The sequence below is a fragment of the Brevibacillus sp. RS1.1 genome (genome assembly GCF_013284365.1).
Lineage (GTDB): Bacteria > Bacillota > Bacilli > Brevibacillales > Brevibacillaceae > Brevibacillus > Brevibacillus brevis_D.
This window is the reverse complement of the sequence record NZ_JABSVA010000003.1, coordinates 467,654-491,674: the sequence shown is the minus strand read 5'-3', so window position 1 is coordinate 491,674 and position 24,021 is coordinate 467,654. Positions and strand designations below refer to the sequence as shown.

The window sequence follows — 24,021 nt, the reverse complement described above, 5'->3', positions numbered from 1 at the left end:
AGATGAACTTGGCTGAGATCTTGGTTTACACCGATATCCGGCAGCTCCATCAGATTGCCAACCATTACGGATGCGAATGCAACCCTCATTCCAAAAACGAATTGATTACGTCACTGTTGTCTAGCTTGAGACACAGGCTGACAATCTCTCAAGAAGTTGAGCAGCTGAGCAGTGCAGAAACCCATTTTTTGCTCCAATTGTTCATGGACAAGCGTACGGTCATGTCGCTTGAGGATTTGTTGGCGAAGGCTGGAGTGGCACTGGAGTGTGAAAAGGAAAAAAAGCAGGAGGAAGGACGGAAGTTTGTTGCGGCTGCAATGAAGCGAGGATGGATTTTTCCGGCGAAAAGTAAGACAGTAGGGCAATACCAAATTCCGCTGGATATCCGTGAGCCTTACTTGCAAGCTTGGTTGACAAAGTGGCGTGAGTCAAACGCACTGCTTCATCCGGGTCCACAAGCATACAGGGATGAAGGAACAGCACTATGCGATGATATCATGCAATTTTTACAATTTCTCCAGCAGGAGCCAGCACCGCTTACCGCAGAAGGTGGCATGTACAAGCGTCATCAGCAGCAGCTTTTTCAATTTTTGTACGTAAAAGAAGAGCCGCTATTGCCACAAAAATGGCGTTTTGGGTACGGGCTGCATTTTGATTTATACCCTGACCGCTTTTCCTTGCTCTACGATTTCTGCTACTATCACCGTTGGATCGTCGAAGTGGACGGCAAGGTAGCAGTCACGGAAGCAGGGAGGGAGCGACTGGAGCAACCGTATAGCGATCAATTGTACCATGATGTCATTCGCTTCTGGATGAGGCTTTACAAGCGGGCTGTCCCCAATTTGCCAATGCTGGTTCAGCTCATTCCGTTGATCGCGTCGGCTGGATGGGTAAGTCAGCAATCTCTGATGGACACGCTGCTCCATTGGATGAAAGAGTTTTACTACGATTCACCTACAGATATCTTGGTGAATCGGGTATGCAAAATGATGGTGCATCTTGGATTGTTGCGCGTCGGACAAGACGAACAGGAGCAGTGGTTATACACCGCAACGTATGCGAGCCAGACTTGGCTTCGAAAATACAATGGTTTTACCGAAACGACTATTTTATTGAAGTGAGGGATGGGTATGGAGTGGCCGAATTTCTATTCCAACGCGTACGGAACGAACAATCAAATGGTTTCCGGTTTGTTATCTGAAATGGTGATCGACGAGCAGATGCGTCAATATCGCAAGCGCACGCTAGTCCAGGAGATTGATGAGGCACTTGCATCGAAAAACAAAGAGCTGTTTTTGCGCTTAACAGACGAATTGAAAGAAATCATGGCTTACGAGCAAGCCTAAATACATAATCGTATGCGTTATTGCTAGTCTCCAACCATTCATGGTACGCTTGTTTCCAGAAATGAACAAGGAAATGAGGAGACGGCTCTATGCAGTGGAACTTGAACGATTTTGAAAACTGGGAGGAGTTGCGATCCTTTGTGGATACCGCGCTGCTCCCTCTTTATTTGTACAGTTCGGACAGAAAAGTAGAAGAGCATGTAGTACGCATGAACTACTTATTAAATGTAGCTGCCGGGATTGAGCAACGGCTGAAGGGACGTGTGCTACTATTTCCGTTAAGCTATCAAATAGGAGTAGAACAGGTGGAACAGAGAACACCGGCGGAATTTCCTTATAAAGTACTGCTTTATTTCCGCGGAGAAAAGATTCAAGTAAAGGAGAGAGCAGAAGAAGGTGTGTTGACGTTATTGGTAGGAGATGAAGACTTGGAATCTTCTTTGCGTTTCGAAGTGACCGTGGATGTGCTGTATAAAGAGGTCATCAAGTTGTGGCAAACTGGACAGAGTTAATCGATTTGACTAAAAAAGAGACGCGATAGAGAAAGCGTTTTCCGGTAATACTACAGAAAAATGGGTGGGGCAAGGTCTTAAATTTGACAATCTGGCAACAATATCCTGTCACACATCGTTTGAGCAAAGACATGTCCACTGGACATTCTTGACATCTTTATAGGCGTTAGCTATGATTGGGATTGACCTAGTGTATATGTATAAAAATGCCATCGTAGCGCTATTTTACAGGATAAGGAGGGAAAAAGATATGGGAGACAAACGCGAAATTTCCAGGCGTACATTTTTGAACTACGCCCTGATGGGAACTGGCGGATTCCTTGCTGCGGGAATGATCACCCCAATGATTCGTTTTGCGGTAGACCCCCTTCTGCAAGGACATGCAGGTGGAGATAAAGTAGCTGTCGGCAGTCCGGATGAGTTTAGTGCCGTGCCAAAACGCGTTGAATTCAAGGTCCATACCAAGGACGGTTGGTATGAATCAGAATCAACACTTACTGCATGGGTTACCAAGAACGACAAGGGTGAGATTCTTGCTCTGTCCCCGATCTGTAAGCACTTAGGGTGTACGGTTAGCTGGGGAACTGGCGCAGGACAACCGAATGAGTACTTCTGTCCTTGCCACATGGGTCGTTATTCGATCAATGGCGAGCACATTTTGGGAACGCCACCTACGGCCTCTCTTGATGAGTATGAGACAGAAGTCAAAGATGGAAAATTGTATTTAGGTAAAGTAAAAGCAAATCCTCGTCCGGGGGTGAACGGCTAAAATGATGCAAAAAATGTATGATTGGGTCGACGAGCGCTTAAACATCACTCCGATGTGGCGTGACCTGGCTGACCACGAAGTACCTGAGCACGTGAACCCGGCACATCATTTTTCAGCTTTTGTTTACTGCTTTGGTGGACTTACGTTCTTTATTACCGTTATTCAAATCTTGTCTGGTATGTTCTTGACGATGTATTATGTACCAGACGTTATCAATGCTTACGAATCCGTTAAGTACCTCCAGAACGAAGTAGCGTTCGGGGTAATCGTACGCGGTATGCATCACTGGGGTGCCAGTTTGGTAATCGTGATGATGTTCCTACATACTCTGCGTGTATTCTTTACAGGTGCATACAAAAAGCCTCGTGAATTGAACTGGGTAGTCGGTGTACTGATTTTCTTCGTTATGCTGGGTCTCGGTTTCACAGGTTACCTCTTGCCTTGGGATAACACCGCATACTTTGCGACCAAAGTAGGCGTGCAGATCGCTGACTCTGTACCTTTCATTGGTCCATATGTGAAAACATTGCTCACAGGCGGAGACATTTTAGGGGCGCAAACCCTTACCCGTTTCTTCGCGATTCACGTGTTCTTCCTCCCAGGCGCACTGCTTGGTCTGTTGGGAGCTCACTTTGTTATGATCCGTTCGCAAGGTATCTCGGGTCCACTATAATCGGTCTTCGAAAAAAGGAGGAAATAGCATGGCAAAACAAGATAAAGATGCTACCTTCGTCGGAGATTCCCGAGTATCGGCGAAGCGTATTCCAAACATTTCTCCAGCCTACTCCGACTTTCCAGGTAAAAATGAGCCGTTCTGGCCAAACTTCCTGTTGAAAGAGTGGATGGTGGCAGCTGTTTGCTTGGTTGGTTTCCTTGTGTTAACGGTTTCACATCCGTCGCCGTTAACTGACAAAGCAAACCCGAATGATACTTCATTCATTCCGTTGCCAGACTGGTACTTCTTGTTCCTGTATCAAATGCTGAAATATCCTTGGGCTGCTGGGGATTGGGTTGTACTCGGTATCGTTGTTATTCCAGGTATCGCATTTGGTGCACTGATGTTGGCGCCTTGGCTGGATACCAGCAAAGAGCGTCGTCCTAGCAAGCGTCCAGTTGCTACAGGCTTGATGCTGACTGCACTCGTTGGTGTTTTCTACCTGACTTGGGCAGCAAACCATGAATATCATCTGGCTCACCCAGATAAAGGCAAAGGAACTGGTGGCAAAGAGGGATCGAGTGCAACAGCACCTGCTCCTGCTGACACCAGCTTTAAAGCAGATGCGCTTTGGAAAGCGCAAACAAGCTGTATGGGGTGCCACGGTAAAAACATGGAGGGTGGCATGGGTCCAAACCTCCAAAAAATCGGCGCAACTTTGGATGCAGCCAAGATTACTGATACCATCAAGAATGGTAAAGGCGCAATGCCAGGCGGTATGATCAAAGATGATGCAGAAATCGCAAAGCTAGCTGATTACTTGGCTGGCTTGAAATAAGCTAATAGGGGAAAAGCTGGCTGGTAATGCGGTCAGCTTTTTCGTTAGCGGCGTACACAGCGGGAGACGATTATAGATGATCTGGATATGGGAGTGGTTTCGGCAATCTTTGGGCAAAAGGTGGTTTCTTTGGACGCTGTTCGTCGTCAACTTTTTAGGAACCATATATGGATTTATCTGGTATGGCAACCAATTGGCTGTGACACCAGCATATTTAATTCCTTTTGTCCCGGACAGCCCGACAGGTAGCGGACTTTTTTCGCTTGTACTCCTTACCTATTTGTTGGGTCGCCACATTCCTGTACTGGAAGCTTTGGCTGGCATCACCAATTTTAAGTATGGTGTCTGGGCCGTCTGCATTATCGTGGCTGGTTGGCTGATGGGCAATGAAGTGCGCGTGACAGACTTGATGCTGATTGTTTCCCACACCGGCATGGCTGTGGAATCTGTATTGTATGCGCGTTTTTACAAGCTAAGTCTTCTGCCGGTAGGAATCGCTGCGCTGTGGACACTGAATAATGATTTTCTCGATTACGTCATGGACATCCATCCGTGGCTGCCGAGTGTGCTGGATCCGTATGAGGGCTTCGTTGGTTTGTTTACGGTTCTTCTCAGTCTGATCTCGATCTCGGTGATCTGGTGGGTAAATATGAAGTATACGACAAATAAGGTCTAATCTTGTCCTCCTTTCCATAGGCTGTACTAGGGAAGGAGGTTATTTGCGTTGAAGAAAAACATCCGGTTTTTATTATTCTTTCTCATGATCGGGCTGTTCTTGTCGTGGCCCATTCATAATTTGTACTCGAAGCTGAATCAGCCGATAGAAGAAAAGCAGTTGGCAGCCTTGGATCAAATTGCGCATGAGTTCCTGACGTATGCAAAAAAGGGAGATCTTGAAGGGGCAGAGCAACGCATCGTCCAGCTAGCAGACCGATTCCCGAACCAGCATTTGCCCAATCCAATACGAATTGAAAGTCTGAATGCAGTGACCCAGTCCATACTGGCAGCCAAGCAAAGCTTTGCTTCTGCAAATGCAAGTGAACAACAATTGCTGTGGCATGCCACGCGGGTCCGTATCGCCATAGACGCACTTACCCATGATCACCAGCCGATGTGGCGTAGCTACTATCCTTCTCTTGTCACACAGGTCCAAAATCTGCAGCTATCGGCTGTTGAGCGGAATTTCGGTCAGTTTCGCGAACAGTTTGATGAGAACTACCGATTATTTTTGGCGATTAAGCCGGGGATGAGTATTCAGCTTCCAGAGGGGCAAATGTCCTCGATTACGGTTGCGTACGATATCATATCCAAAGAGATGCGAAACAGCCAAGTAGATTGGCAGCTTGTTCGTGAGGCGTTGCGAGAATTGAACAGCTCCTTTCAAGTGGCGTTTGTGGGAGAAGAGAAGAGTACGTTTGCTCGTTTAATGATGCGGCCAGATTCTCCTATACTTATTCTCGCTTCTATCTCGATAGCTTTGATCATGGCCTTGTCTTACGTGGCATGGAAGAAATATGAAGGAGAAATCCGTTCGACCTAAAAGGTGAAAAAACCCTTGCCTGTACGAAAAGGCAAGGGTTTTTTCTGTGCTGCTTCATGCTAATCATGAAGCGGTTTCTTGTTTTCATCAAGGGTGAAGCCTTCTCCGAGAACTTCATGCACGTCGTTTACGATGACAAAAGCATGCGGATCAATTTCTTGCACAATGGTTTTAAAACGCATGACTTCGTTTCGGCTGACAACGACATAGATGACTTTCTTTTCTTCGCCAGAGTAGGCGCCTTTACCGGCTAAGAGTGTTACACCACGACCTACATCGAGAATGTGCTTGGAGATGCTATCTGCTTCGTTGGAGATGATCGTCAATGCTTTTCCTGCATAAGCGCCATCTTGGAAAAAGTCGATGACACGTGCTGCGATAAAGACGACGACAAGGGTATACATGGCGCTTTCTAGATTCAAATAGACGAGGGACGCCCCAATGACCAAAATGTCTCCGAAAAATAACGTTCTTCCCATGCTGATACCCATGTATTTCTGAAGCAGTCTGGCAATGATGTCCACACCGCCAGTCGTTCCACCGTAACGGAAAATAATCCCTAACCCGACACCAACAGCTACCCCGGCATACAGGGAAGCAAGCAGGCGATCTTTCATCGGCAATGGAAGCACACCATCAAATAAGGATAAAAAGACGGAAAGAGAAACCGTTCCCAAAATCGTGTAGAAAAAAGAAGTTCGTCCAAGAATTTTCCAGCCCAGGAAAAATAACGGTATGTTCAGGACAAAGAAGACGATTCCCTGATCTACAACTGGAACTAGCAGCTTGATCAAAATACTAATACCAGTGATACCGCCCTCAGCTAGATGATTGGGAATGTTGAACGCGTTAATACCAAATCCCATAATGGCAGAACCGATGATAATGGCAATGATACTGTCAAGACGAATTTTCATATATCCTCCTGTTCGCCGGATCAGGAAACAGGCTTCCCCCCGGACTTGATGTGCAGGTAATACTTGTGTTACCTGAGGGCTATCCGAAAGCCATTATAAATGAACGCTCGTTTGATTGTCCATATGCTGGAAAGACGAAGTATTGTGATTTGGCAAACGAAGCCTTTTTTAGTACGATAGGTGAAAGAGAGAAGAATGTGAAAAGGAGTGGGCGGATGGAACGGCAAAAGACAATGCAAGAGATGCAGCAAGAAGTTGATCAATACATATCGCAATTTAAAGAAGGATATTTTTCTCCGCTTTCGATGCTGGCTAGAATGACCGAAGAAGTAGGTGAATTAGCCAGAGAAATTAACCACTTTTATGGAGAAAAACCAAAGAAAAAGGACGAAGGCGAAAAAACAGTAGAAGAAGAGCTGGGTGACGTACTCTTCATCGTGATTTGTTTCGCAAACTCACTCGGAATCGATTTGCAGGAAGCATTTGATCGTATTATGCACAAGTTTAATACCCGCGATAAAGATCGCTGGACGAGAATAGAGGAGAACGAGCAGCATGACTAAACAAATTCGTGTAGCAGTTGCTGGCGCAAATGGTCGAATGGGGCAAGAAGTAGTGAAAATGCTCGCGCAGGATACGGCGCTCGTTTTTACAGGCAATTTGGATACGCGTGTGGGCGAAGATGAAATTAATCAACAATTGGACGAAATGAAGCCGGATGTTTTGGTAGACTTTACGACACCGCATACGGTGTATCGTCATATGGAGCTCTGTCTGGCTCGTGGTGTGCGACCGGTTGTTGGAACAACGGGGCTGACAACAGAGCAGCTGCAAGAGATGACGGAGCGCTATAAAGAAGCAGGACTGGGTGCCATCATTGCTCCGAATTTTGCAATCGGAGCGATTCTATGTATGAAGTTTTCCGCAATGGCAGCAAAATATATGCCACATGTGGAAATTATCGAGCTGCATCATGACCGAAAGCTGGATGCACCAAGCGGAACTGCTTTGAAGACCGCGGAGATGATTGCAGCCGTTCGGGAAGAGCTCAAGCAAGGGCATCCGGAAGAGGTAGAAACAATTCCAGGCGCTCGCGGAGCAGATTACGAAGGCCTCCGGATTCATAGTGTCCGCCTGCCAGGCATGGTGGCCCATCAAGAGGTTTTGTTTGGGGCAACAGGCCAAACGCTGTCCATTCGCCATGATTCGATTAACCGGGAATCTTTCATGCCTGGCGTAAATATGGCCATTAAAGCTGTAATGAATATGAACGGATTGATTTACGGATTGGAACATCTGATTGATTAAACGTTTGTTTAACATACACACTTACCCAGCCATAAGGGAGAGGTTTTCTTGAAAATTGCATTGATTGCCCATGATCGAATGAAAGAACAGATTGTGCAACTAGCGATGGCCTATGAATCCATTTTGGCAAAACATGACCTGTATGCCACAGGAACAACTGGGTCGCGAATCATGGAAGCTACGTCGCTTTCCCTAACCCGATTTCTGTCAGGACCATTAGGGGGCGATCAACAAATCGGTGCGATGATCGCCCGCAATGAGATGGATTTGATTATCTTTTTGCGTGATCCGCTTACCTCTCAACCGCATGAACCTGATATTATCGCACTGCTTCGGCTGTGTGATGTGCACAAGATACCGTTTGCCACCAATCTCGGTTCGGCAGAAATCATGCTGAAGGCCTTGGAGCTGGGGCAACTGGATTGGCGCGAAGTGGTGCGTGAGGAGAATGAAGCATGAGTTCACTCGATATTTTGGCAATCGGCGCTCATCCTGACGATGTCGAGATCGGCGCGGCAGGCAGTCTGATTTTGGCAGCGAAAGAAGGAAAGCGCGTGGGGATTCTCGACTTGACCTACGCGGAATTGTCTTCGAATGGAACGGTGGAGAGAAGGCAACAGGAAGCGGCTGCCGCTGACCAAGTGATGGGAGTGGCTGCCCGCTATAATTTTGGACTACCTGATCGTGGCTTGGAAGCAGTCAGGGAAAGTGCGATTGAACGCGTCGTAAAGCTGATTCGTGAAACACGCCCAGCCATTGTGCTTGCGCCTTATTATTCGGATCGTCATCCAGATCACGAAAGTGTAAGTCGTATCGTTCGAGAAGCGGTGTTTAATGCGGGCATCCGCAAGTATTTGCCGGAGCCTTCTTTGCCTGCCTATCGACCATCGCAATTCCTTTACTATTTTATTAATTCCACGGTCACACCGCAGGTTGTTGTGGATATCACTGGCGTTTATTCGCAAAAAATGGAGGCGCTGCGTTGCTACCGCAGTCAGTTTGAGCTAGAAGAAGGCAGTGTTCAAACACCCCTTACCAATGGATATCTGGAGTCTGTCGAGTATCGAGAACGATTATTTGGTCAGCAGGCTGGTGTAGCCTACGCAGAAGGATTTGTCAGTGCAGCTCCGTATGTATTAAAGAGCTTGTGAGAAGGAGTGACACTGTATGAAGATCGGGATTACATGCTATCCGTCATTGGGCGGATCGGGCGTAGTAGCTACGGAGCTTGGCAAGCTATTGGCTGAGCGAGGACATCAAGTTCATTTCATTACTGGTGGAATGCCATTTCGCTTAGGTGCGTTTCACCCGAACATTTTCTATCATGAAGTAGAAGTGAACAACTATGATGTTTTTAAATATCCACCCTATGATTTGACCTTGGCGAACCGAATGGCGCAAGTGGCGAAAAATGAAAACCTGGACTTATTACATGTGCATTATGCTGTGCCACATGCGTTGTGTGCGTTCCTTGCCAAGCAAATGGTAGGGGATCATTTGAAAATTGTGACCACCCTCCACGGGACGGATATTACCGTTCTGGGTTATGACTCGAATCTGAGTGATATGATCCGCTTCGGTATTGAGCGAAGCGATTTGGTAACAGCGGTGTCCAATGATTTGATCAGGCAGACGAAAGAGCTGCTGCATACGGAAAAAGAAATTGTCCCAGTGTACAACTTCGTAGACAAGCGGCGTTACTACCCGAAAGAGGTTACGAAGCTGAAAAAGGTGTTTGCACCGAATGGTGAAAAAATTCTTATGCACATTTCTAATTTCCGTCCGGTCAAACGAGTGCCAGATGTGATTGAAATATTTTCACGCGTACGTGAAGAAGTGCCTTCCAGACTGATCCTTATTGGTGAAGGTCCCGAAATGGGGCTGGTCCGCAAAATGATCGCTGAGCTCGGTCTGAACGACGATGTCTGCTTCCTCGGTAAGCAGGAAGACGTTGCCGAGGTATTGTCCATGGCAGACATCATGCTGCTTCCATCAGAAAAGGAAAGCTTCGGTCTCGTTGCACTAGAAGCAATGGCTTGTGGTGTGCCTGTCGTCGCAACAGTGGCAGGAGGTTTGCCCGAAGTCGTGCTGGATGGTGTGAACGGCTTCTTGCGTCCAATTGGCGACGTGGAAGGGATGGCGAAAGAAACAATACGTCTCTTGCAAAATGAAGAGCTATACCGCGAATTCTCTGCGAACAGCATTGAGCGATCCTGCAAAACATTTTGTCATGAAACGATTGCCTCGCAGTATGAGGCACTCTACGCTAACTTGCTGGTAAGCAAATCCGAAGAAAATCTAAGCTTTTGAACGTAAGATGGTGCTTTTGGCTAGCTGATGCACCTTGGATATTAAAATGAACAATCCATACAGAACTCTCATGAAAAACGCCTCCTTGTGTAGATCAGGCGGAGCAAACCAGAAAGGGGGGATTGGATTGGCGATAGAATTGGCAAAGCGTGTTCTCGACAGATTGGAGGAACACGGCTTTGAAGCTTACTATGTGGGTGGTTGCGTCCGCGATTGGCTTTTACAACGACCTGTTCATGATATAGATATATGTACGAATGCCCATCCCGGCGACGTCATCCGATTGTTTCCCGATCATGTCCCGACTGGTCTGAAACACGGTACTGTATCTGTAAAAGTCGAGGGGCAGCTATTTGAAGTAACCACGTTTCGGACGGAAGGAAAATATGAAGATTACCGTCGACCCGCTGAGGTTCAGTTCGTTTCAGAACTTCGACTCGATCTAGAGCGACGTGATTTTACGATGAACGCAATGGCGATGGATCGTCATCAAGTATTGCACGACCCGTTCGGTGGACAAGAGGACATAGAGCATCGGTTGGTTCGGGCTGTAGGCATTCCACTAGAGAGATTTCAGGAGGATGCCCTTCGACTTTTACGAGGTGTGCGATTTTCTTCTCAGCTAGGTTTTGCTATAGAAGACCAAACCATGCTTGCTATGAAACAGACGGTACCTTTGTTAGCTCATATTGCTGTGGAGCGCATCAGGGAAGAGCTGAATAAAACGCTCGACAGTAAAGCTCCAGAGGTTGGTTGTCAGTTGTTGAATGAAACGAGGCTCATGGCGTATGCTCCGGAGATAGAAAAACTGTTCATCCTCTCAAATGAGCATGCTTGGCGGCTCCGTCATTTGCAAACTGTGACGCAAAAATGGTCGTTGCTCCTGTTTACTGCGAATTATTCACCTGTGCAAGCGCGTGAAGTATGCCGATTCCTCAAAATGTCCAAACGCGAGACAGAAGCAATTTGTTGCTTGGTTGAACTTCTTACGCGATTGCAGCCGAAATGGGATGTCCCTCAAGAGATCGAGTGGGGACCATTGCTGCTTGAAGTCGGGTGGGACACGTGCAACGAGTTCTTTCTTTTATTGCAAGCGTGTTGGTGGGAGGAGAGGCAATCGTTTTCGATGCAGGCACTCCTCGATCAATACGAAAACATGCCTGTCAAAACCATCAAGGATTTGGCAATCACGGGGCTTGACCTGCAAGTAGCTGTTCAGAAAAAGCCAGGCGAGTGGATTGTTCGCGTCTTGGAATCGTTGCTTAGACAAACGGCTCTGCACGGTTTACCAAATACACCAGAAGCACTTGTCGAAGTTGCAAAGAAAGAGGTTGCACAAGATGAACATTAAGCAAGTCATCCTCCAAGCATTCCGTGATCAGCCAGGCAGTTTCATTTCTGGTGAAGAATTAAGCCAAACATGCGGCTGCTCAAGGACGGCCGTTTGGAAACATATCGAAGAGCTCCGCCGGGATGGTTACGAGGTAGAGGCGGTTCGCAAATCGGGGTATCGCCTGCTGGTTGCCCCTGATCGCTTGTCCGCAGCAGAAATTATGGCTGGACTGGAAACGAATCGGATCGGTCAAAATGTCATCGCTTACGATGAGGTGGTATCTACACAGCCACTTGCACACGAGGCTGCGGCAAAAGGGGCAGTAGAAGGTACGATTGTGCTCGCCGAGCTGCAAACAGGTGGGAAAGGCAGACTCGGTCGCCCCTGGCATTCTCCGAAAGGAACGGGGATCTGGATGAGCTTGATCATCCGACCTTCGATTCCGTTACCGAAAACACCTCAAATGACATTGCTAACGGCGGTTGCTGTAGCGAAAACAATCCGGGAAGAGACTGGGTTGCCTGTCAAAATCAAATGGCCGAACGATATTTTTATCGGTGACAAAAAAGTATGCGGGATTTTGACAGAGCTCAATGCTGAATCTGATCGAGTCAATTATTTAGTAATCGGAATAGGGCTCAATGCCAACAGTGTCGAGTCTGATTTCCCATCTGAATTGGCACAGATTGTGACTTCGCTTCGAATTGAATCTGGTGAGTCACTCAAGCGTGTTACGTTTATCCAGCGGCTCTGCCGAATTTTTGAAGAAGAGTACGACCACTATTTGCGAGCTGGCTTTGAGCGTGTCAAACAAGAGTGGGAGAATCATTCATACACCATTGGCAAATGGGTGACCCTCCAGACGATTTCACAACAGCTGGAAGGTCGTGCTGTTGGTTTGGATGAAGAAGGCGTACTCATGGTCGAGGATCAGGCTGGACAGATTCACAAAGTTTATTCGGCTGATGTCAATTATCGTGCAAATGATTGAAGCATTTGTTATACTCCAATTTGGAGGCTGTATCACTTCGTGAACGGTACTCCCGGAGTATTTTTGTATCGATCGTGTAATCTTAAATCAATACGTGCAAGGACAAAAATCTGCTCAGAGCCTGTGTGGACCGAGACAGAAGGAATCCGCTAACGCAAAATGTCTTTTTGACATGGACAACCTTCTCCCGATTGACGCGAGAAGGTTTTTTTATTCCTCACACGATCCACGGGCTTGATGAGAAAGAGGAGCAATGAAAAATGGCACAAAACGACAGACCGATTACGACTTCGAGTATCCGCAAGAAAAAAGAAACGCGAACCCCGATTACCATGGTGACCGCCTATGATTATCCGTCAGCCAAATTAGTAGATGAAGCTGGCGTTGATATGATTTTGGTCGGTGATTCACTGGGAATGGTCGTACTTGGTTATGACTCCACGATCCCTGTTACAATGGAGGACATGCTACATCATACGAAAGCAGTAACGAGAGGGGCCAAGCGTGCATTTGTCGTGACAGATCTGCCTTTCCTCAGCTATCACGGAACAGTTGAGGAAGCGGTAAAAAACGCGGGCAGACTAATGCAAGAAGGGCTGGCCAAGGCGGTCAAAATGGAAGGGGGCCGTGAACTCGCCCCAATCATTACACGCTGTGTACAAGCAGGCATCCCTGTCGTTGGACATATTGGGCTTACTCCGCAATCAGTACATCAATTAGGCGGTTACAAAGTACAAGGAAGAGATCTGGAGGCAGCCAAAAAATTGTTGGACGAAGCCCTTGCGATTCAAGAAGCGGGAGCATTCGCTATTGTTCTGGAATGTGTTCCGGAAGAGGTCGCAGGCATGATTGCAGACAAGCTGGACATCCCTGTGATCGGAATTGGAGCGGGTGCAACTTGCGATGGGCAAGTGCTGGTGTTCCATGATATGGTCGGCTATGCATCGGATATCACACCAAAATTCGTGAAGCGCTACGCAAATATTGGGGAAACAATCCGTGAAGCAGTGGAGACTTATAACAAAGAAGTTGAAGCAAGAAGCTTCCCAGGACAAGAGCATGTCTTCCATGCCTCTGAAGAAACCATCAAGGAATTGTACGGGGAAGGAGTGAAACAGTCATGATGCAAACAATGATGAAGCAAGTCTCCACCATTGCAGAAATGCGTGTTCATTTAAAAGATGCTCGTCGGCAAGGCAAAACGATCGGAATGGTACCGACCATGGGCTTTCTGCATGAAGGACATCTCAGCTTGGTGAAAGCTGCTCGTGAAGTATGCGATTTGGTTGTGATGAGCATTTTCGTAAACCCGCTGCAATTCGGACCGAATGAAGACTTTGAACGTTATCCGCGTGATATCGAACGAGATAGCAAAATGGCGGAAGAAGCGGGAGTGGACTTCCTGTTTACCCCGGAAGTGAGCGAGATGTATCCGACCCCGATGCTGACCAATATTTCTGTGGCAAATGTGACGACTCCATTGTGTGGAGCTTCTCGTCCGGGTCATTTTGATGGCGTATCGACCGTCGTCAATAAATTGTTTCAAATTGTCCAGCCCGATTACGCCTTTTTTGGACAAAAGGATGCCCAGCAGGTAGCTGTTGTGACGCAAATGGTTCATGACTTGTCGATGCCAGTGGAAATCGTTCCATGCCCGATTGTACGCGAAGCGGATGGGCTTGCCCTGAGCTCTCGAAATGTCTACTTGTCAGCGGATGAGCGAACACAAGCACTCGTGCTATCACAGAGCCTGAGGCAAGCAGAAGAATGGCTGAGCGAGGGCGTGGCTCTTTCTACAATCAAGGATCGTATTACGCAAATGATTTCCGAAAAACCTTTGGCTGATATTGATTATGTGGAAATTTTGAGCTATCCAGCGCTCACACCAATGGGGCAGGAAACGGCAGGTCAGACGATCATCATTGCGCTAGCTGTTCGATTTGGCAAAACACGTCTCATCGACAATACGATCACATCAATCAAGTAGTAATAAGGGAGGAATTGGTAGTGTTCCGCACCATGATGAAAGCAAAAATCCATCGCGCAACGGTAACTGAGGCAAACTTGAACTATGTAGGAAGTATTACCATCGACAAAAATTTGTTGGATGCGCTGGATATTTTGCCAAATGAAAAAGTACAAATCGTCAATAACAACAACGGAGCGCGTCTGGAAACCTATGTCATCGAAGGTGCTCCAGGCAGTGGCGTCATTTGCTTGAACGGAGCAGCTGCACGTCTCGTACAAGAGGGCGATATCGTGATTATTATTGCCTATGCGATGATGACGGATGAAGAGGCAAGAACCTACAAGCCACGTGTCGCCATCATGGATGAAAAAAATCAGATCAAAGAATTGATTGCGGAAGAAGTACACGCGACGATTCTGTAAGCGATCTGTCGACTCCTGCATAGAGCCACCTGCCTTGTGAGACAATGAAAGTACTCATGCCTCATAGGGGGTGGCTTTTCTTGTGAAAATCGAGGACTGGTTTCATACGCTTCGGAACAAAGCGCAGACGATTGAAGAGAAGTGGCAGGGGGCTTCTGAACAAGAACGTCTTCAGCTCGCGGAACAATTGTTTCAATTGCGTCAAGTAAGTGATACTGTCGTAGACCTGTGGCTGCAATTCGAAGAAAAATTATCGAATGCGATTCGTAACATCAAGGAAATGGAAGGACAGCTTCCGGCAGAAGAGAAAAAGGCGCATCAGCCGAAGGTGAAAACAGAATCACCAAAGGCCATTGAAACAAACACATACGAGCCGATTTTTCGTCGTGGGGAAGGCTTTTATCATTTGCGTATGTTCCAAGACGCGAAAAAGTGTTTTGCAGAATTAGTTCAAAAATCGCCAGACTGGGAAAGTGGGCGCCTATATTACGCCTACAGTCTCCTTTTGTGTGAGGAGAAAGAATTAGCTTTTCGGGAATTCCGTCTTCTCGGAAGGACAGCAGGCTCACCTACCATTGTGGCCATCAGTTTTAATGCCATCGGGTGTATACTTGCGGAAGAGGAGCAATGGCTAGAGGCGGCACAAGCTTTTAAGACTTCTCTCGAGATCAAGCCAGAACAGGAAGAAGCCAAATACAACCTCGCGCTATGCTATTTAAGAGATGGCGATGCACAGGAAGCTTTGGACGAATTGGAACCGTATCTAGAAAAAAACGAGCACGATTGGGAAGCGCAGATGTTATGGCTACGTGCTGCCAAATTACTGCATATGATGGACCAGACGGTGGAATGGAGCCCGCCGAAAGGCTTGCAATTGCCGACACGCGATTTGGACAGCGATACTCTTCAGGAAATGGCCTCTTTATACGAAACAGTGGGCAATTACCACCGGGCACAGATTTGCTATCACTTTTTGACGGAGCGTTCCCCAAAAGATGGGTGGACGTGGCATGGCTTGGCCTGGAATACTTGGCTGATTGCTGGTACGAAACGCGCATTGACGCTCGTCAAAAAAGCGATCAGTCTTGCACCCGAAAATGACGACTTTCTTTTTAGTTATGGCTGGATGCTGTTGTTTGACGGAAGGGTAGAGGAAGCAATCAAAGCGTTTCGGATCATGCTGGAGAAAAACCGAGACAATCGCCTCGGACAATCCGGGATGATTTCCGCATACGAAAAGCTGGGGGATACACAAGAAGCAAAACGGATGGCAAAGTATTTCCTGGAAGACGCTGAGCCATATGTACGTTCGTTAGGGTATTTTCATCTGGGAAGAATCGCGGTTGTGGAAGAAAATTGGCGCCTGGCTGAACAATATTTTCAACGGGCATTGCCATTCGCAGAACAGTTATGGGAAATCCCCATCTATCTGCAACTTTGTGCAAGCAAGCTCGGTCAATCCGAAATACAGACGGAGCTGGTACAGCCGTAAATGTACAGGAGAGCAGGAATATTTCCCATCGTTGCCGAATGTGAATGAGTGCGGATTGAATGTTTCCGCCCAGGTTACGAGGTGACAACGTTTGAATCGATTACTAGTTGTAGATTTTGAGACGACGGGAAGCCATCCACGCCAAGGGGACAGCATCATTCAGATTGGTGCCGTCGCAATCGATGACGGGCAGATTACCGAGAGTTTTTCCACCCTGATTCATCCGGGCCAGGATATTCCCCCTTTTATTACCCAATTAACAGGGATTACCAACGAGATGGTTGCAGATGCTCCTTCCTTGGAAGAAGTGTTTCCAGATTTCTTGCGTTTATTGGACGGGCGAGCTTTTGTTGCACATAATGCAAGCTTTGATCTCCAATTTTTACAAGAAGCCCTGCTGAGCCAGGGCTATTATGCGTTTGACGGCTACGTGCTTGATACGGTGGAGCTATCCCGCGTTCTTTTGCCGATGCAAAATAGCTACAGACTCGGAGAACTGGCGTCTGAGCTGGAAATCGAGCACGATAATCCTCATCAAGCAGATAGTGATGCACTTGCCACGGCCCAGCTGTTTCTCCACTTGCTGGATATTTTAAAGAAATTGCCACTTGTAACGATCCAGCGGCTGCAGATGCTCGTCTCTTCGTTTCGCTCAGATATCGAGGTTCTTTTGCGGCAGATCGAGATGGAAAAGCTCATAGAGCTGCCAGAGCTGGATGGAACGCCAACCAAAACGGATTCCTCCGATATGTGGGATATTTATCGCCAGTTGGCCTTACGGAAACGCGAAGAAAAATTAACAGCGTCCCTGAAGCATCCTCCTGTCGATGTGACAGTGACCAAAGCGTTTGCCGAGCAGCTCGAGGATGTTTTGGGCGAAAACGGGTACATGCAGGCGAAAATGTCGGGGTATCAACGTAGAGATGCTCAGGAAGCGATGATGCATGCCGTCTATGAGGCAATGGAGGATGGCGCCCATTTATTGGTAGAGGCGGGGACAGGTACGGGAAAATCATTAGCCTATCTCTTGCCGGGGATCATTTGGGCTCATCACAATCAGCAGCAGCTGGTGGTCAGTACCAATACCATTCAATTGCAGGAACAGCTATTCCATAAGGAAATCGCTACCTTGCAGGAGTCGTTGCCGTTTTCGTTTACTGCTTCGACGCTAAAAGGCAGAGGAAACTACTTATGCTTGCGTAAATTTGAACAAGCTGTGGACGAGCCTGTAGAAGGAAGCAGCCAAGAAATGCGCTTGGTAAAAGGACAGATGCTGACGTGGCTCACGCAAACCGTTACCGGTGACGTGGAAGAGCTGAGCATGCCTCCAAGTGGCCAACTGCTATGGCAACAGGTAAAAAGTGATACGGGCTCTTGCCTGAATCGGGCTTGTCCGTGGTTTAGTCGCTGCTACTATTTTCAGGCGAAGGAACGGGCTCGCGATGTCGATGTCCTCATCGTCAATCACGCCCTTTTCATCAGCGATCTGCAAGCGGAAAACAGGATCCTACCTGCGTATGAAGTTGCCATCGTCGATGAGGCCCATCATTTGGAGGATGCCGCGACACAGCATTTAGGCAAGCAGTTTTCAACCACGCAGCTTCTTTTCTTGCTAGATCGTGCATCGGTTGAAGAGAGTGGGTCAATTGCACGCTTCGCAGAAGAGCTGCAAAGCTGGATGCCTGCGGTACAAGAAGAGGTAGTCGCAAAACTTTTGGAGCTGAGAAAACAGTCCGCGACCTTGCGAGAGAAAGCGCAGCAATGGACACAGCTCTTGTATGCATGGGCATCAGATCGTGCGGAGGAGACGACGGACGCTGGTCGTGAGACGGTACGTTATCGGATCGAATCGTTTGTAGGCAAACACGAGAAGATACGCAAAGTAACCAAAAAGCTGATTGAAGGGATGACTGCATATGCAGCGGGCATCGAGCAGCTTTTGCGAGCGACTCCGCAGGAGGAAAAGCCACCTTTTGCTGTACGTAGTCTACTGACAGATTTATTTGGTCTCATCAAAGACTGGCAGAATACCGTGGAGCTGCTTCACTTCTTTTTACTTGAGCAGGATGCGGAGTATGTGTATTGGATGGAAGTAGAGTCCCGTACAGCTCGCAAGCAGGTGCATTTGTCAGCAGCACTCTTGAAGGTTGCCGACTCACTGGCAGAACCACTGTTCGCGCAAAAACGGAGCCTGATTTTGACATCAGCCACTCTGACGGTCAAAAACAGCTTTTCCTACATCAAAAGCCAGTTTGGTCTCGACCAATTGCCTGAGGAACGAGTGCGCACCTTGTCATTGCCATCGCCGTTTCATTATGAAGAGCAGGGACTGCTGTTGATCCCATCTGATTTCCCGGCACCAGGTAAAGAGAGTGACCACACGTATTTGGAGGCAGTCATACAAGGGTGCGTGGATGTCGTACTGGCTTCGAAAGGAAGGACGCTGATCCTGTTTACCTCCCATTCGATGCTTCGCCTTGTTTATCAAGCGATGAAGGAACGACTAGCGGAGGCGCCAGAACCGTATACGTTATTCGGTCACGGGATTGATAGCAACAATCGAAGCAAACTGGTGCGACTGTTCCGAAGCATGGAGAGAAGTGTTCTGCTTGGGACGAGTAGCTTCTGGGAAGGTGTCGATATCCAGGGGGAATGGCTGAGCAGTTTGGTCATTGTTCGCCTACCGTTTGCTCCGCCGAATCACCCTGTCTATCAAGGAAGGGCAGAGCTTTTGAAGGCAGAAGGAAAAAATGCCTTTATGTCGTTGTCTCTTCCACAAGCCGTTCTGCAATTTAAGCAAGGGGTGGGACGATTAATTCGCCATCACTTGGATCGAGGGGTCGTGATCGTTCTCGACACGCGTGTGGTTGAGGCGAGATATGGACGCTCATTCCTTCAATCTTTGCCGCCATTTCAAATCGAAAGCGGTCCATGGCCAACACTGCGAGAGCGCATAGAGCCATTCCTTAGTATGCAATCCCTGTCAGATTCATAAAATGAAGCAATAGTCTCATAGGGATTAAGGTGATAAAATAAATGTTATGGAAAAAAGCGTGGCGTTGGTGGATGGTAGTTCTTAGTGCGATTTTCCTTAGCGCATGCTCGATTGATAGCCATTTGTATTTGCAAGAAGCAGCAGTGAAGATAGATGACCCGTTTGAAACGGAGACAGAACAGGAATTTTCGGGTCTCATTGTCACCTACTTGGCACTTCCACATGGTGAGAGCACGCTTTTGAGAATGCCAGGCGGTAAAACGATGCTGATTGATACGGGTACGGCAGAAGATTGGCCCGTTCTTTCGGCGCGCTTGGCAGAGCTCAAGATCACACGGCTCGACTATGTAGTGTTGACGAACGACCAGCCTGAGCATATGGGAGGCTACGCTTCATTGAGCCAACAAGTGCTTGTAGATGCCGTCATTTTGCCCAAGCTGATCGCGCCATCCATTCGCCATGTCGTGCTGCTTCGCTCCAACCAAAAGCAGATGGAAGCAGAGCAAGGACAAGTACTTACCCTTGACCAACAAATCTCCATGGAAGTGTTGCTCCCGGATGAACCGTTATTTTTATCGCCCCAGAATAATTCTCTCGTTTTTCGATTGACGCATGACCAACTACGATTTTTATTTATGAGTGCCGTGAATGAAAAAGCAGAAGAGCGACTGTTGGAACGGCAAAATGACAGATTGAAGGCGGAAGTGCTAAAGGTAGCTGGTCAGGGAAGCAATCAAGGCTCTTCGCAACCGTTTCTGACGAAGGTCGATCCCCAGGTCGCCATTATTCAGACAGGCCGATCGCGGGATCAAATGAAAGACGGTCAGACGGAAGTCATGGAGCGCCTGGGTGAGTCATGGGCCGAGACATACGTTACCAGCCACGACGGTTCCATTACCATTTTATCGAATGGAAAAGAATATCGGATTTTGAAGCAAAAGAATTAGGGGGGAAGACCGAACGTGGCAAAACACGAAAAGATTTCGGAAGCGGTCGTCCGTCGTTTGCCGATTTATCTGCGTTACCTCAGTTATTTGCAGCAGGTTGAGGTGACCACCGTTTCCTCCCAACAGATGGGCAAGAATCTCGATGTGAATCCTGCCCAAATCAGAAAAGATCTTGCAGCTTTTGGTGATTTTGGAAAAAAGGGAATCGGCTATGATGTCGATTATCTGGTGGAAAAAATACGTGAAATTCTAAAGCTAACAGATGAAATCCGTGTCGCTTTGGTCGGAGCTGGGCATTTGGGCCATGCCATTAGTAACTACAACGCTTATTTGAAAGATAACATGCGGATTGCGGCCATCTTTGATAATAATCCAGAGAAGCAGGGTAAAAAAGTCGCAGGTATACCGATTCAGCCTTTATCAGAGCTGGAAGAGACAATCGTAAACAAGCAAATCAAGCTGGCGATTATTACGGTACCGGCACCTGCAGCGCAATCCGTATGTGATCAGTTGACTCAAGCGGGTATCAAGGGGATCTTGAATTTTGCCCCTACGACGATTCGCGCAGGAAAAGATGTTCGCATTCACTATGCGGACGTGACGTCCAACCTGCAAAGCCTGGCCTACTACTTGACATAAGAATGGAGTGTATACTATGAAAAAGACGATCCTCATTCACGCAACAGTCATTACCGTTAACGATACGAATGAAGTCATTTACGATGGTGCCGTAGCATTCGAAGGTAACAAGATTACGTATGTGGGCCCAACTCCTGAGGACCTATCAGAAGCAGGATACGATGAGGTTATCGATCAAAAAGGAGACTACATACTGCCTGGTTTAATCAACACGCATGGACATGCTGGTATGTCCCTCCTACGCGGTTATGCAGATGATTTGCCGCTGCAACAATGGCTGGAAGACAAAATGTGGCCATTGGAGGCGCAATTCACGGGAGATACAGTAAAATGGGGTACTCAACTGTCGCTTATTGAGATGATTCGTACGGGAACCACTACGTTTGTGGATATGTATGATCATATGGATGTTGTGGCAAAGGAAGTCGATGCAACTGGAATGCGTGCCCGCCTTTGCCGAGGGATGATCGGCTTGTGCTCCGAAGAAGAACGTCAAACAAAGCTGAAAGACGCGACTCTTTTTGCAAAAGAATGGCATAATCAGGCAGACGGACGTATTACCGTCATGATGGCACCGCATGCGCCGTACACCTGCTCGCCAGAATTTATTACCCAAATTATCGAAAAAGCCGATGAGTTGTCCTTGCCGCTTCATATCCATATGTCTGAAACCGCTTGGGAAGTCGGTCAAAACGAGAAGGACTACGGACTGCGTCCAGTCGCTCATTTAGAAAAGCTGGGCATGTTCAATCGCCCAACACTCGTCGCGCACGCTGTTCACCTAACGGATGAAGAAATCGACATTTTGGCAAAATACAACGTGAGAGTTTCTCATAATGTCGTGAGCAACCTGAAGCTGGCAAGCGGTGTTGCGCCTGTTCCGAAAATGTTGGCAAAAGGCGTAAGCGTATCACTGGGTACTGACAGCTCGGCAAGCAACAACAATTTGAATTTGTTTGAGGAATTGAAGCTCGCTGCGATCCTGCACAAAGGTGTAAATAATGACCCAGTAGCGGTTCCAGCAGAGGAAGCCCTTCGCATGGCTACTCGTTATGGAGCAGAAGGGGTGTTCCAGGAAGAAACACTCGGAAGCATTGAAGTAGGCAAGCAAGCTGACTTGATCGTGATGGATAGCCATCAAGCTCATTTCCACCCAGCACACCAACCGATTTCACACGTGGTGTACGCGGCAAATGGACGAGATGTGAAAGATACAATTGTAGCGGGTAAATTCTTGATGCGTAATCATAAGTTGTTGACCATCGATGAGGAGCGCGCGATTTACGAAGCAAACCGCGTATTCCAAACGTTAAAACGGTAAAAGGCTCCTGTCAGGTGGGGACAGGAGTAAGGCAGTGCAGGTGTAGGTAGGGGAATTGGATACTAAGACGTTCCGTTGTTCATTTTTGCCACAGCTTTTGTCAGGAGATGATGGCGAAAATGAAGAGTGGGTGTGTGCGACCATTGACGCAAGGGAGACGACAATCCTGCCCAGGAGACGCGGTATTCCTGTAACAGAAACCCAAGTATGTCAGGAGATGTGGTTTGTTGCGAAGATGTCACGCGCTCACCTCCTCGGGGTGTATGTGTAGTATGACCGCCCAACCTTAAGCTATGATTAGCAACTTTTCCGTGTCGTTCTAAAACCTTCCCGTATAGCATAGGCTAAAGACAAAAATGGGACAGGGGGGGACGACATGTACATCCGGCCCAAAATGCTGTGGTGGCTCATTCCAATCCTACTCGGTCTATTTCTCCTCGGGATTGTATTGGGAACAGTAAGTCGATCTGCCAATACAGATACTGCGCCTGCGGTCAGGCAAACAGCAGGGACGAAGCAGACGAAGACGGTAGCGGAGCTTTTGGAGCAGATCACGAAGGACGAGGAACGCTCATTTCTCGTATACATGCAGAATCAGACCTTGCATGGGCGATATCAAAATGAGCAATTTCAGCTCGCAGGAGAAATCGGTGGCCACCAGCTTGAAATAGCCAGAAAAGATGGGCAGCCAGTATCGGTGCGAATGGATGGCCAGGTACAGGATCATGCCGCTCTGCCGTATGCGATGTTCACCCCGTATGAGCACGCAGTATTGCTCAAGGGAGTTTTGCAATCGGTCAGTCCTGAACGCCTTGAAGATACTGCAGGGCAAGGATGGAGTGGATACCGGATAGCGGTCCCACCTGAGGAAGTCTCTTCGTTATTATCGATGTGGTTAGGTCCATCCTTCCCTCTTCAAGATTTGACTCCGAATATAACGAACGGAATGAAAGTCAATTACCAACTATGGTACGATTCAACTACGGGGCAGCTTCGCCAACTGGAGCTGGATTTGCAAATACAAACGGCAGTTGGAGTGAAGAGAGACCAGCTTCGATTCCGATTGTAATGTCAGCCACGTAAAGGAGTTACTTTGCTGTGTTAGTACGAATTATCCTATCAATTGTAGCCGTCATTTTACTTACGGGAGCTGGGTTCGCCTATCATCTGACGGCTTCTGTAGCAGGAGAGCGCAATCAATTTGAGGAAACCGTTCGTCAGTGGGTCCAGGATCGCACGACAATCACGGAGATTGAAACCATTGATGAATATCGAGGCAAGGAGAGCTACGCTGTCGTCATTGGGAAAAATAAGGCGGGGACACAAGTTGTCGCTTGGATGACCGATCAAAAAGTTAGCTTCGATCGAATGGATCTTGCTGTTCCTAAAAAGAATGTAGAAGAGGCGGTTTACAAGTCCTTCTCGCAATCGGAGATCACTCATTTGGTTCCTGGTCTTGAAAACGATAAGAAATTTTGGGAAGTCACTGTCAAAGACAAAGACGGTCGTTTTCACTACATTCACTATGATCTATTCACTGGCGCTCTGTTAACCTCATACGTGCTCTCGCCAAGCTAAGACGCTGGTATCACGACAGGCCTTTTCCTTATAGGAGAAGGCCTGTTTGGCATTCCACCCAACATCTGTATAAGAAAATGATATACTCGTGTGATATACTGGGGATGTTGCAGAGAGAGAAAACGAGAACGATATTTAT

27 protein-coding genes are annotated in these 24,021 nt (G+C 47.6%); 25 read left to right on the top strand and 2 right to left on the bottom strand.

Annotation, left to right across the window (positions count from 1 at the left end; translation table 11 throughout):
- Nucleotides 1-2 precede the first annotated feature (2 nt).
- From HP570_RS12680 to HP570_RS12645, 8 genes are all read left to right on the top strand, one after another.
- Nucleotides 3-1,121, top strand: coding sequence for a hypothetical protein (locus tag HP570_RS12680; RefSeq protein ID WP_173625990.1), 1,119 nt, complete (start codon nt 3-5; stop codon nt 1,119-1,121).
- A 9-nt stretch (nt 1,122-1,130) separates the two neighbouring features.
- Complete coding sequence (locus tag HP570_RS12675; protein ID WP_012686170.1) at nt 1,131-1,346, top strand: IDEAL domain-containing protein; 216 nt, start codon at nt 1,131-1,133, stop codon at nt 1,344-1,346.
- 89 nt (nt 1,347-1,435) lie between these two features.
- Nucleotides 1,436-1,858, top strand: coding sequence for a DUF2487 family protein (locus HP570_RS12670; protein ID WP_173625989.1), 423 nt, complete (start codon nt 1,436-1,438; stop codon nt 1,856-1,858).
- 250 nt (nt 1,859-2,108) lie between these two features.
- Entirely contained in the window at nt 2,109-2,627 is a 519-nt protein-coding gene (locus tag HP570_RS12665) for a Rieske (2Fe-2S) protein (RefSeq protein ID WP_012686172.1), read from the top strand.
- A gap of 1 nt (nt 2,628) precedes the next feature.
- Entirely contained in the window at nt 2,629-3,300 is a 672-nt protein-coding gene (gene qcrB / locus HP570_RS12660) for a menaquinol-cytochrome c reductase cytochrome b subunit (protein WP_012686173.1), read from the top strand.
- Nucleotides 3,301-3,328: 28 nt separating this feature from the next.
- The gene (locus HP570_RS12655; RefSeq protein WP_012686174.1) at nt 3,329-4,120 is read left to right on the top strand and encodes a menaquinol-cytochrome c reductase cytochrome b/c subunit; all 792 of its coding nucleotides are present in this window, start codon (nt 3,329-3,331) and stop codon (nt 4,118-4,120) included.
- A 76-nt stretch (nt 4,121-4,196) separates the two neighbouring features.
- Entirely contained in the window at nt 4,197-4,796 is a 600-nt protein-coding gene (locus HP570_RS12650) for a DUF1405 domain-containing protein (protein WP_016740044.1), read from the top strand.
- Nucleotides 4,797-4,844: 48 nt separating this feature from the next.
- On the top strand, nt 4,845-5,660 hold the full coding sequence (locus HP570_RS12645) for a sporulation protein YpjB (RefSeq protein WP_173625988.1): 816 nt from the start codon (nt 4,845-4,847) through the stop codon (nt 5,658-5,660).
- 59 nt (nt 5,661-5,719) lie between these two features.
- Here HP570_RS12645 and HP570_RS12640 read toward each other — a convergent pair whose 3' ends face one another.
- Nucleotides 5,720-6,577: a YitT family protein gene (locus HP570_RS12640; RefSeq protein ID WP_012686177.1), complete on the bottom strand. Its 858-nt coding sequence runs from the start codon at nt 6,575-6,577 to the stop codon at nt 5,720-5,722.
- Between the two features lie 215 nt (nt 6,578-6,792).
- On the opposite strand from HP570_RS12640, the gene HP570_RS12635 reads away from it, so the two are divergent.
- The 15 genes from HP570_RS12635 to HP570_RS12565 all read left to right on the top strand — a co-directional run bounded on the left by HP570_RS12635 (nt 6,793) and on the right by HP570_RS12565 (nt 22,304).
- Nucleotides 6,793-7,140, top strand: coding sequence for a nucleotide pyrophosphohydrolase (locus tag HP570_RS12635; protein ID WP_016740047.1), 348 nt, complete (start codon nt 6,793-6,795; stop codon nt 7,138-7,140).
- Nucleotides 7,133-7,885: a 4-hydroxy-tetrahydrodipicolinate reductase gene (gene dapB, locus HP570_RS12630; RefSeq protein ID WP_173625987.1), complete on the top strand. Its 753-nt coding sequence runs from the start codon at nt 7,133-7,135 to the stop codon at nt 7,883-7,885. Before HP570_RS12635 ends, dapB begins: the two co-directional genes overlap by 8 nt.
- 48 nt (nt 7,886-7,933) lie before the next feature.
- The gene (locus HP570_RS12625) at nt 7,934-8,344 is read left to right on the top strand and encodes a methylglyoxal synthase (RefSeq protein ID WP_012686180.1); all 411 of its coding nucleotides are present in this window, start codon (nt 7,934-7,936) and stop codon (nt 8,342-8,344) included.
- Entirely contained in the window at nt 8,341-9,036 is a 696-nt protein-coding gene (bshB1, locus tag HP570_RS12620) for a bacillithiol biosynthesis deacetylase BshB1 (RefSeq protein WP_087348315.1), read from the top strand. Before HP570_RS12625 ends, bshB1 begins: the two co-directional genes overlap by 4 nt.
- A 16-nt stretch (nt 9,037-9,052) precedes the next feature.
- Nucleotides 9,053-10,195 (top strand): N-acetyl-alpha-D-glucosaminyl L-malate synthase BshA, encoded by a 1,143-nt coding sequence (gene bshA, locus HP570_RS12615; RefSeq protein WP_012686182.1) that lies wholly within the window; start codon nt 9,053-9,055, stop codon nt 10,193-10,195.
- A 127-nt stretch (nt 10,196-10,322) separates the two neighbouring features.
- Nucleotides 10,323-11,546 carry a CCA tRNA nucleotidyltransferase gene (locus HP570_RS12610; protein WP_173625986.1) on the top strand — a complete coding sequence of 408 codons (1,224 nt, stop codon included), beginning with the start codon at nt 10,323-10,325 and terminating at the stop codon, nt 11,544-11,546.
- Nucleotides 11,536-12,519 carry a biotin--[acetyl-CoA-carboxylase] ligase gene (locus tag HP570_RS12605; protein WP_173625985.1) on the top strand — a complete coding sequence of 328 codons (984 nt, stop codon included), beginning with the start codon at nt 11,536-11,538 and terminating at the stop codon, nt 12,517-12,519. Before HP570_RS12610 ends, HP570_RS12605 begins: the two co-directional genes overlap by 11 nt.
- Nucleotides 12,520-12,779: 260 nt before the next feature.
- Nucleotides 12,780-13,643 carry a 3-methyl-2-oxobutanoate hydroxymethyltransferase gene (panB, locus tag HP570_RS12600; protein WP_142496152.1) on the top strand — a complete coding sequence of 288 codons (864 nt, stop codon included), beginning with the start codon at nt 12,780-12,782 and terminating at the stop codon, nt 13,641-13,643.
- Nucleotides 13,640-14,506 carry a pantoate--beta-alanine ligase gene (panC, locus tag HP570_RS12595; RefSeq protein WP_217364616.1) on the top strand — a complete coding sequence of 289 codons (867 nt, stop codon included), beginning with the start codon at nt 13,640-13,642 and terminating at the stop codon, nt 14,504-14,506. The genes panB and panC overlap by 4 nt, the downstream gene beginning before the upstream one ends.
- A 20-nt stretch (nt 14,507-14,526) precedes the next feature.
- The gene (gene panD / locus HP570_RS12590; protein WP_007723146.1) at nt 14,527-14,910 is read left to right on the top strand and encodes an aspartate 1-decarboxylase; all 384 of its coding nucleotides are present in this window, start codon (nt 14,527-14,529) and stop codon (nt 14,908-14,910) included.
- A gap of 82 nt (nt 14,911-14,992) precedes the next feature.
- Nucleotides 14,993-16,402, top strand: a complete 1,410-nt coding sequence (locus tag HP570_RS12585) for a tetratricopeptide repeat protein (protein ID WP_142496150.1) — start codon at nt 14,993-14,995, stop codon at nt 16,400-16,402.
- Nucleotides 16,403-16,493: 91 nt separating this feature from the next.
- Nucleotides 16,494-19,397, top strand: coding sequence for an ATP-dependent DNA helicase DinG (gene dinG, locus HP570_RS12580; protein WP_173625984.1), 2,904 nt, complete (start codon nt 16,494-16,496; stop codon nt 19,395-19,397).
- Between the two features lie 41 nt (nt 19,398-19,438).
- On the top strand, nt 19,439-20,344 hold the full coding sequence (locus tag HP570_RS12575) for a ComEC/Rec2 family competence protein (RefSeq protein ID WP_173625983.1): 906 nt from the start codon (nt 19,439-19,441) through the stop codon (nt 20,342-20,344).
- Nucleotides 20,345-20,359: 15 nt separating this feature from the next.
- A complete protein-coding gene (locus tag HP570_RS12570) occupies nt 20,360-20,983 on the top strand; it encodes a redox-sensing transcriptional repressor Rex (RefSeq protein WP_012686190.1) in 624 nt (207 codons plus the stop codon).
- Nucleotides 20,984-20,999: 16 nt separating this feature from the next.
- Nucleotides 21,000-22,304 carry an amidohydrolase gene (locus HP570_RS12565; protein WP_173625982.1) on the top strand — a complete coding sequence of 435 codons (1,305 nt, stop codon included), beginning with the start codon at nt 21,000-21,002 and terminating at the stop codon, nt 22,302-22,304.
- Between the two features lie 62 nt (nt 22,305-22,366).
- On the opposite strand, the gene HP570_RS12560 is transcribed toward HP570_RS12565, so the two are convergent.
- Nucleotides 22,367-22,546, bottom strand: a complete 180-nt coding sequence (locus tag HP570_RS12560; protein WP_133257456.1) for a hypothetical protein — start codon at nt 22,544-22,546, stop codon at nt 22,367-22,369.
- Nucleotides 22,547-22,680: 134 nt separating this feature from the next.
- Here HP570_RS12560 and HP570_RS12555 point away from each other — a divergent pair, with 134 nt between their 5' ends.
- The gene (locus HP570_RS12555; protein ID WP_173625981.1) at nt 22,681-23,373 is read left to right on the top strand and encodes a hypothetical protein; all 693 of its coding nucleotides are present in this window, start codon (nt 22,681-22,683) and stop codon (nt 23,371-23,373) included.
- A gap of 29 nt (nt 23,374-23,402) precedes the next feature.
- A complete protein-coding gene (locus HP570_RS12550) occupies nt 23,403-23,882 on the top strand; it encodes a cell wall elongation regulator TseB-like domain-containing protein (protein WP_173625980.1) in 480 nt (159 codons plus the stop codon).
- Nucleotides 23,883-24,021 lie beyond the last annotated feature (139 nt).

What these genes read in the sequence shown, in the direction of transcription:
- HP570_RS12605 (WP_173625985.1), top strand. Translation starts at nt 11,536, where the DNA reads ATGAACATTAAGCAAGTCATCCTCCAAGCATTCCGTGATCAGCCAGGC.
- HP570_RS12640 (WP_012686177.1), bottom strand. Translation starts at nt 6,577, where the DNA reads ATGAAAATTCGTCTTGACAGTATCATTGCCATTATCATCGGTTCTGCC.
- bshA (WP_012686182.1), top strand. Translation starts at nt 9,053, where the DNA reads ATGAAGATCGGGATTACATGCTATCCGTCATTGGGCGGATCGGGCGTA.
- HP570_RS12565 (WP_173625982.1), top strand. Translation starts at nt 21,000, where the DNA reads ATGAAAAAGACGATCCTCATTCACGCAACAGTCATTACCGTTAACGAT.
- HP570_RS12670 (WP_173625989.1), top strand. Translation starts at nt 1,436, where the DNA reads ATGCAGTGGAACTTGAACGATTTTGAAAACTGGGAGGAGTTGCGATCC.
- bshB1 (WP_087348315.1), top strand. Translation starts at nt 8,341, where the DNA reads ATGAGTTCACTCGATATTTTGGCAATCGGCGCTCATCCTGACGATGTC.
- HP570_RS12555 (WP_173625981.1), top strand. Translation starts at nt 22,681, where the DNA reads ATGTACATCCGGCCCAAAATGCTGTGGTGGCTCATTCCAATCCTACTC.
- panB (WP_142496152.1), top strand. Translation starts at nt 12,780, where the DNA reads ATGGCACAAAACGACAGACCGATTACGACTTCGAGTATCCGCAAGAAA.
- HP570_RS12635 (WP_016740047.1), top strand. Translation starts at nt 6,793, where the DNA reads ATGGAACGGCAAAAGACAATGCAAGAGATGCAGCAAGAAGTTGATCAA.
- HP570_RS12665 (WP_012686172.1), top strand. Translation starts at nt 2,109, where the DNA reads ATGGGAGACAAACGCGAAATTTCCAGGCGTACATTTTTGAACTACGCC.
- HP570_RS12675 (WP_012686170.1), top strand. Translation starts at nt 1,131, where the DNA reads ATGGAGTGGCCGAATTTCTATTCCAACGCGTACGGAACGAACAATCAA.
- qcrB (WP_012686173.1), top strand. Translation starts at nt 2,629, where the DNA reads ATGATGCAAAAAATGTATGATTGGGTCGACGAGCGCTTAAACATCACT.
- panC (WP_217364616.1), top strand. Translation starts at nt 13,640, where the DNA reads ATGATGCAAACAATGATGAAGCAAGTCTCCACCATTGCAGAAATGCGT.
- HP570_RS12575 (WP_173625983.1), top strand. Translation starts at nt 19,439, where the DNA reads ATGTTATGGAAAAAAGCGTGGCGTTGGTGGATGGTAGTTCTTAGTGCG.
- HP570_RS12680 (WP_173625990.1), top strand. Translation starts at nt 3, where the DNA reads ATGAACTTGGCTGAGATCTTGGTTTACACCGATATCCGGCAGCTCCAT.
- HP570_RS12655 (WP_012686174.1), top strand. Translation starts at nt 3,329, where the DNA reads ATGGCAAAACAAGATAAAGATGCTACCTTCGTCGGAGATTCCCGAGTA.
- dapB (WP_173625987.1), top strand. Translation starts at nt 7,133, where the DNA reads ATGACTAAACAAATTCGTGTAGCAGTTGCTGGCGCAAATGGTCGAATG.
- HP570_RS12650 (WP_016740044.1), top strand. Translation starts at nt 4,197, where the DNA reads ATGATCTGGATATGGGAGTGGTTTCGGCAATCTTTGGGCAAAAGGTGG.